The 7932-nt window shown below is 67.8% G+C and carries 5 protein-coding genes; all 5 read right to left on the reverse strand.

The annotated features are described in order from the left end of the window. Positions 1-94 precede the first annotated feature (94 nt). The gene (locus tag AC3A35_RS08045) at positions 95-952 is read right to left on the reverse strand and encodes an efflux RND transporter periplasmic adaptor subunit (RefSeq protein ID WP_487435518.1); all 858 of its coding nucleotides are present in this window, start codon (positions 950-952) and stop codon (positions 95-97) included. A 25-nt stretch (positions 953-977) separates the two neighbouring features. After that, a complete protein-coding gene (locus tag AC3A35_RS08050; RefSeq protein ID WP_487435519.1) occupies positions 978-2993 on the reverse strand; it encodes a preprotein translocase subunit SecA in 2016 nt (671 codons plus the stop codon). Next, positions 2986-5133, reverse strand: a complete 2148-nt coding sequence (locus AC3A35_RS08055; RefSeq protein WP_487435520.1) for a site-2 protease family protein — start codon at positions 5131-5133, stop codon at positions 2986-2988. Before AC3A35_RS08055 ends, AC3A35_RS08050 begins: the two co-directional genes overlap by 8 nt. A gap of 28 nt (positions 5134-5161) precedes the next feature. Continuing rightward, positions 5162-7030 (reverse strand): efflux RND transporter periplasmic adaptor subunit, encoded by a 1869-nt coding sequence (locus AC3A35_RS08060; protein ID WP_487435521.1) that lies wholly within the window; start codon positions 7028-7030, stop codon positions 5162-5164. Positions 7031-7124: 94 nt separating this feature from the next. Continuing rightward, positions 7125-7931 (reverse strand): SapC family protein, encoded by an 807-nt coding sequence (locus AC3A35_RS08065; RefSeq protein WP_487435522.1) that lies wholly within the window; start codon positions 7929-7931, stop codon positions 7125-7127. Position 7932: the final 1 nt, after the last annotated feature.

Below are 7932 nucleotides of genomic sequence, written 5' to 3' on the forward strand. Positions count from 1 at the left end.
ACCTGGCAGCAGTGCAACCCGCCGCGTCGGACATTCATCATGTCGCGCGCAACGCAATGACCGGGCATCGTCAGTCCCGCCCTGCCCGCAGCATCTACAGGCCGGCCCCGGCCGCATCGGCCTGCATCTGGGGGAAGACCACGCTGCAACGCACGCCCGCGGGCGGTCCCCCTTTTTTGCCTGACAGTTCGAGCCTCACCCGGAAAGTACCGCTGGCCGCGTCGAGTACCGGGTCGATGACGGAGACGGTCGCGCGATAATTGCCGCCGAAGCCCTCCGGGCTGACCTCCCCGGTCATGCCGACCTTCAGTCGGCCGTAGGCCTGTACCGGCAGCACGACCTCGACGCGCAGCGGGTCGATCTGGGCCAGCGTCAGGATCGGCTTGCGGCCGGTGCCCGATTCCGCCAGATCGCCGGGGTTGAGCATGCGATCCATGACGACGCCGTCGAACGGGCTGCGAAGCACACGCTGTTTGAGCAGTTCGAGCGCACGCCGGTATTCCCGTTGCGAGACCTCCCGGGTCTCTGTCGCTTCACGCAGTTCCGACTCGGCAAGCTGCCATTCGGTCTCGGCTTCGTCGCGCGCCTGGGCGGCGACGAAATTCTGGTTGTGCAACTCGCGCTGGCGCGCGACCTTCTTTCGCGCATAGTCGAGCCGATCGCGGGCCGCCGCAATGCGGGCGCCCATCTGCGCCCGGTAACGGGCAAGCTCCACCGTCGAGCGCTCCACTTCCGAGTGCAGCTCCACCAGCACCTGATCCCGTATCACCGGGTCGCCGCGCTGCACGTTGATCTTGCCGATCAGCCCTTCGACCGGGCTGCGCAGTTCGACGACCTGAACCGGTTCGATCAGGCACTCGTAGGGCGCGGCGGCATGCGCCGCCACCGCACCGAAGCAGAACACCACCGCCAACCCGCCCCCAAAGACCATCCGCCGTCCTATCGTTCGCATTCGCACTCTCCTCGCCGACATCGCCTCATTCCCCCTGGCCGGAAAAGGCCAGCAATTTTTCCATGCGACGATCGAGCTTCAGGTTCTCCATCCGCACGCGGGCGCTGCGCTGCTCGGAGGCAGCCTGCGCCCTGCGCCGCAGGCTGCGCAATCCCCACTGCGGCACGCCGTCGCCCTGGGCCGCAAGGCGCCTGAACCAGGCGGTCAGGCGGCGGGCATGCACCGCGAAGATTTCATCCTCGAGCGAGACGATCACCTCGCAACTGCCGGGATCTCCCTGGCGGGCGCAGCGCCCGAAGAGCTGGCGATCCACCCGGCGCGACTCATGAAACTCGGTGAGGATGACGTGCAGCCCGCCGCGCTCCGCGACGCCCACGCCGAGGCGAATGTCGGTGCCCCGCCCGGCCATGTTGGTCGCGACCGTCACCCGCCCGCCCTGGCCCGCTTCGGCGACGATCCGCGCCTCCGCACTGTCCTGCTTGGCGTTGAGCAGGGCATGCTCGATCCCGTGTTCCGCGAGCACCCGGCTCAGTTCTTCCGAGGCCTGCACCGAACGGGTGCCGATCAGCACCGGCCGGGCGTCGCGAACGGCCACCTCTTTCATCCGCTCGGCCACGAGACGCCACTTTTCTTCCTGTGTCCGGCACAGGCGGTCGGGAAGACGTTGCCTTTGCGACGGCCGGTTGAGCGGAACCGTCACCACGTCGAGACGGTAGACCTTGCGGATCTCCGGCGCCACTTCGCGCGCCGTGCCGCTCATCCCGGCCAGGCGCAGGTAGCGCCGAAACAGGCGCTGGTAGGTAATGCGCGCGAGCGTCTCACGACGCTCGCTCAATTCGCAGCCCTCCTTGGTCTCGATCATCTGGTGCAAGCCCCCCTCCCACGAACGGTCCGGCATCACCCGTCCGGTAGATTCGTCCACGATCTGGACCTTTCCGTCGCTGACGACGTAGTGCTGGTCCCGATGGAAGAGGCACAGCGCGGACAAGGCCTGGCTCACCCGCTCCTCGCGTTCGCGCGACAGCGCCCACGCGCCTTGCAGGCCGGCCGCGAGGGACTCGAGTCGCTCCTCGCCGTCGGCGGTGAGGCTCACGCGCCGTTCGCCCACGTCCACCCGGTAATCCGTGCCGGCCACCAGCGCCCGCGCAAGCTCGAACGCCCGCCGGCAGCCCTCCTCGTGCCCTCTGGAAGGCACCGACGAGGACAGGATCAAAGGCGTGCGCGCCTCGTCCACGAACACGCTGTCGGCCTCGTCCACCAGGCCATACCAGAGCCCGCGCAAGACCAGTTGGCCATCGCGTGCGGCCGCACCGCCCAGCCCATCGAGGGCAAGATGCAGCCGGCTCGTGCGGCCGCCCGACTGGGTGCGATCGCGCAGGTAGTCGAAGGCGAGCTCCTTGTTGCTGCAGTAGGTGACCGACCGGGCGTAGGCCTCGCGCCGTGCCGCCGGCGGCATGCCCTGTACCACCTGGCCGACACCCAAACCGAAGAACTCGTATAGCGGCCCCATTTCCTCGGCATCACGCGCGGCAAGGTAGTCGTTCACCGTGATCACGTGCACCGGATACCCCGCCAGCGCCATGGCGCAGGACGGGAGCGTGGCAGCGAAGGTCTTTCCCTCGCCGGTGGCCATCTCCACCAGGCGGCCCTCGAGCAGCGCGGCCCCCGCCATCAGTTGCGAGGGATAATGGCGCCGGCCCAGCACCCGCGCGGCGCCTTCCCGAACCAGGGCGAAGGTCTCGGCAACCAGCTCGGGGCCGAATCCCTCACGCCGGAGCCGACGGCGCAGGCCCTTCGCCCGTTCGAGCAGGCGGGCGTCGCTATCGGAACGCAGCGTCTCTCCCTCGCGATCGACCCGTTCCACCAGATTCTCGAGCTGGCGGGACGGACGCCGGACGCGCTCGGGCAAGGCGCCGGTGGCGCGGGCGATCAGGAATTCCGCAGCCTGGTCGTGCCAGCGCCCCTCGTCTTCGGCGCGCTCCGGGTAGGGCCGCGATGGCGCGAAGTCGAGTACGTCGGCAAACACCGCCGTCCTAGACATTGAAGTGGGCCAGGAACAACCGCCGCACGGCGCGATACCACTGGCGGGCCAGCGGCTCGGGGCGGAAGTCGAAACGCACCTGCACGCGCTGGCCGAAGAAGGCCACGTGGGTATCGCCCTCGAGCACGACGTCGAGCTGGAACATGCGCGCCAGCGCCTTGTCCCCCCGGGGATCCTGGGGATCGACCGAGATCTGTCCACCGCCCGCAGTCGTCAGGGCGCGGCTGGGCAACGCCGCTTCGCCGGCCGGCACCATCCGTATGATTCGACCGTCCAGCGCTTCGGCGAGATTGTGGGCCATCCGAATCTGCACCCGGTCGGTCGCGAGCCGGACCTGATCGATCTCATCCTGGCTGACCACCACCCGGGCCAGGGGCCTCATCCTGTCGGTCACGTAGCCGAGCGGCTCCCCTTTGGCGAAATAGCGGCCCTCCATGTCACGCCAGCCCGGTGCGATGAAAACACCCTCTGCGGTGCTGTGCGCCACCAGGTCTGCAGAGCGCGCGCGCAGGTGCGCGAGCCCGACCCGTTCCGCCGCGAGTTGCTCGCCGATCAGCTGCGCCCGCACACGCTCTTCGACGTAATAGGCGGCATAGGTTGCCTCCAGCTCGGTCACGCGGGCTTCGCCCTGCCGGATCAGGGCATCCAACTCGGGATCGTAGCTCTGCGCCAGAACGTCACCTGTTACCACACGGGTGCCGGGTTCGACCACGAAGCGTCGCAGGAAGCCGTTGGCGCCGGCCCGCACCGTGGCCTGTTCGGACAGCCAGACGACGCCCTCGGCCTGGCTGCGAAACGGCGCCGGAACGAGCAAGAGGAGCAGCACCGCGGCGCCCGCGATCCCCGCGGCGATACCGAGCGCGCGACCGCGCCGGCGGTGCACCCGCGGATGGGTGAGGAGGTGGCGCATGCCCTTGACCAGCGGCACCACCGCGGTGGCGATCAGGGCCCAGATCGCGAGCACAACGCCCACGACGAAGAACCGGCTGGCGATGAACAGCGCGATCGCCACCGTGACCAGAACCCGATACACCGACGACGCGAAGCCGTAGAAAACGAACCAGATCTTTTCGCCACGCGAGGCCTCGGGCGGCTCCAGCCCCTCCACCCTCAGCAGATAACGCTCCAGCAGGTAGCCCCAGTAGGCCAGCGAACGCTGGGCGAGATTGGGGATCTCGATCAGGTCGGCAAGGATGTAGTAGGCGTCGTAACGCAACAAGGGGTTGCCGTTGAACAGCACGGTGGACACCCCCGCCACGACCATCACGTTGTAGGCCACGGCGCGCGCCATGCCCGGTTCCACCAGCAACCACACATAGAACGCGATGGCGGCGATGAAGAGTTCGACGATCATGCCCGCCGCGGCGACGAGGGCACGCCGGTACTTGGAGGGAAAGACCGTGGCCGAAGACGCCTCGACATAGGGCACCGGGAAAAGCACCAGCAGCATGAGGCCCATGTCGTGCACTTCGCCGCCACCGGTCTTCGTCGCGGTCGCGTGCCCCAGTTCGTGCAGGATCTTGATGACCGGGAAGACCAGCCACAACAGCACCAGATTGTCCGCACCGAGGACTCGGTCGGAGAAATTGTGGCTGAGCGCCAGCCAATGCACCGGTACGAGGAACAGGGCGGGCAACACCACGGCCAGCCACAGGAGCGCGCCCCACCGCCCCCACAAGGGCCGAACGAAGGGGTCGATGCGATTGAGAAAGGCGTCGGGATCCCACAACGGCATGCGCAGCGCCATCGGGTTGGCGTAGGAGCGCTTCCGCTTCGCCCGGCTTTGCCGTTCGCCGCGCTCGAAGATCTCCGCTACGTCCGGGGTCACGTCGGCGCGCAACAGGTCGGCGCCGTGCAACTGCGCGAGCAACTGGATGATCTCGTCCTGGGTCGGGGCGTCGTCCCCCAGCCGGCGCCCGGCCAGGGCCCACAGGTCGGCGACTGTGCGCTCGCCGTTCATCGCCGCAATCACCAGCCGCGCGGACGGCGTGAACCGATGAACCCGGTTCGACGCAGGATCCTGCAGCAGATACCACACTTCGCCCCGGTAGCGATGTCGGTGCAGACGCACCTGGGTGCGCAGCGCCGGCTTCAGCGCCGCGACGCGATACCAGATGCTGCTGAGGAGTGGCGCCGTCATCGGCCTGCCACCGGACGCTCGCCCCGGTTCATGGGAGCCGGTTCCACGCCCACAGACGCAGCCAGTCGACCAGGCTGTGGGTCAGGATCCAGAGCAGGCGGCGCTTGCCGGCGTCGACCTTGCCCACGCCTTCCATGCCGGGCTGCAGGCGCGTGGACGGATGCAGCAGACGTGCCTCCACGCGGAAGTAGTTGTGTCCGTCGGCGGCGGTGGCCACCGGCGTCATCTGCTCCACCTTGAACGGCATGATCTCGTGCGCGATCCCGGACAGCACGAGATTGCCGGAATGGCCGAGGCCGACGTTGGTGATGTCACGCTCGTCCACCTGCAGGATCACCCGATAGGCGTCGAGCGGCGCGACCTCGAACAGTTTCTCGCCGAGCTTCACCGGCGAGCCGAGCAACTGGCTCAGGTCGCCGGACACCACGATGCCGTCGAAGGGTGCGACCAGCGTCGCACGCGCGAGCTTGTCCTCCACCAGCGCAAGCTGGGCCTCGGCCTGGCTGACCTGGGCCGCCAGCACCGTCATCGACGCGCGCTCGCCGGCCGCAAAGGCCTGCCGATGCTTGCGCAGGAGCTGTTCGCGCTCGGACAGCCAGCGTGTCGTTTCGAACCGGAGTTCGCGGTCGTCCAGCCGGCACAGCACCTGCCCCTGCTTCACCCGGTCGCCCGCCCTGACCAGGCTTTCGACTACATAGCCGTCGAAAGGCGCGACCGCGGCGCGTTGAACTGCGCCTTCGATCACCGTCCTGGCACTGACGCGGTAGTCGGTTTCCACCAGGGTCAGGACGAGGGTCACCGCCGCAAGCACGAGCACGATCAGCTTGGCCCCGGGGTGGCGCGGACCGAACACGCTGCGAACGAGCCCGGAGGCAGTCGCACCCGCATGCGCCAGGAGGTTCTTGTCGTTTTCGCGCTTGAGCGTCAGGATCGGCCCCAGCAGCAGACCGACGGTCTTCACGAGTTCGACCGCGCCCTCATCGAAGGGCGTCTCGCCGGTACGCTCCAGGGTCAGCACGCCGCAGGTCACGCCCGCTTCCACGAGGGGCACCGAAACAATCCCGCTGTCGCGGCACTGGCGCGCCAGATCGGCGTGGGCCAGCAAGCCCAGGTCGTCGGTCTCGGCAACGGGGTAGGTGATGGGCACATCGAGATCGAGCACCTCGTCCATCGCCGCGCCGATGCCGCGCACGAGTTCCGCCTTGGGGTCGAAGTTGGCGGTATGGGAAATGGCCTCCACCCTGATGCTGCCCGCGGTCTCCCACCCCAGGCTGACCCGCTCGCACTCCAGCCGTGCGGCCAGTTCATTGGCCACCGCCAGCGCTGCGGAGCCGAAGCGGCGCTCCTGCAGGGCGGTCGCGACCAGATCGGCCGCCACGCCGAGGCGATCGAGTCGCCCCTGAAGTCGCGCCATGGCATGCTGGCGAAAATCATCGACCAGCCAGGCAGTCGCCCAATGGACCTGCCGCAGCGCGCGCTTGAGCTCGGCCTCGCTGCGCGGTGCCAGGTCCAGCACCACCGCAGCCTCGAGCGCCCCCGAAACCTGCACCGGATAGCCGACATAGGCCGGCTGATTCGGTGCGGGAGGCGACACGCCGTCGGGCGCCGAGGCGATGCCGCGGCCTTCGGTCAGGGTCCGTTCGGCGACCTGGGCAAGGTACTGCATCGTCCGCCCGGCATCGGGCCACACCGCGGCGACGGCATAGGCCCCCTGCTGATCGGAGCGGGTCAGGAGCAGCGCACCGTTGACCCGATCGACCTGGGTGCACAGGATGACCAGCCAACTCCGGCAGAACGCCGCGCTATCGGATGGCTCCGAGAACTGGGCCCACGCCGCCGATTCCGCGCGTGCATGATCCTCGGCGGCGATGGAATGGACGGAGGCCGTCTGCGTCATCGTGCTCGGACTCCGCTCGAATCGATTTCAGGACGGCAGAGGGTTGCCCGCGGGCGAGCGGTCGCCCCTCCGCCCGCATCCACCCACATGGGCCTCATCGCAGGGTCGCGTGCTCTGCCGATCCGTCCTCCGTGGTCCCCGGCTCATCCGTCTGCGCCGATGTTTCAGGCAACGCCGCGGGGGCGGCCATCATGCGATCACGCATCACGTTGAAGTTCCGCATCGACTGCAGATGCAGGTAGAGCAGCTCCAGCTCGTCCGTTTTCGCCAACTCGGCAAGGGCCTCGCCCGAGAGCGCCTTGACCTTGTCCCGGCTCACCGCCATGAAACCGGTCAGGGAAATCCGCTCCCCGGTCTCGAGTGCAAGCGTCGCCTGCATGGGCTCGAGCAGGTCGAGCTTGCGCAGCTTGTCGCAGAAAATCCGGGTGCGCTGGAACTGGGCCTGGTATTCCTGCAGGAACTTCAGTACCCCGTCCACATAGACGCTCGGCTTGCCGTCCTCGGCAAACATCGCCTGGCCGCGTCCCGCGCGATTGAAGCCTGCATACGCCTCGTCGATGCACAGCGTGAAGGTCTTGCCATCGTCGCTGGAGGAGAAGACGAACGGGTAACGCCGTACGAAGGCCGGAATGTACTTGGCACGCCACCCTCCGGCGCTATCCAGATAGGCATTTTCCTGCCCGCGCATCCCGAGTATGACCGACGGCATGATCACGTCGTCCTTGCCCGCAAACACGATCGCGTACTCCTGCGTTGCGGCGGGGAATTCGATTGCCATCAGTGGCACGGCATTGACGTGGCGGGTGAACTCGTACCCGCCTGCCATCTCCACCGAACAGTCGCCATGACGCGTTTTCGACACCGGAACAGCCGTCTCGTAGATCAACAACTGGGTAGCCATA

The sequence above is a fragment of the Azoarcus sp. Soil_N_20 genome, from assembly GCF_057656155.1.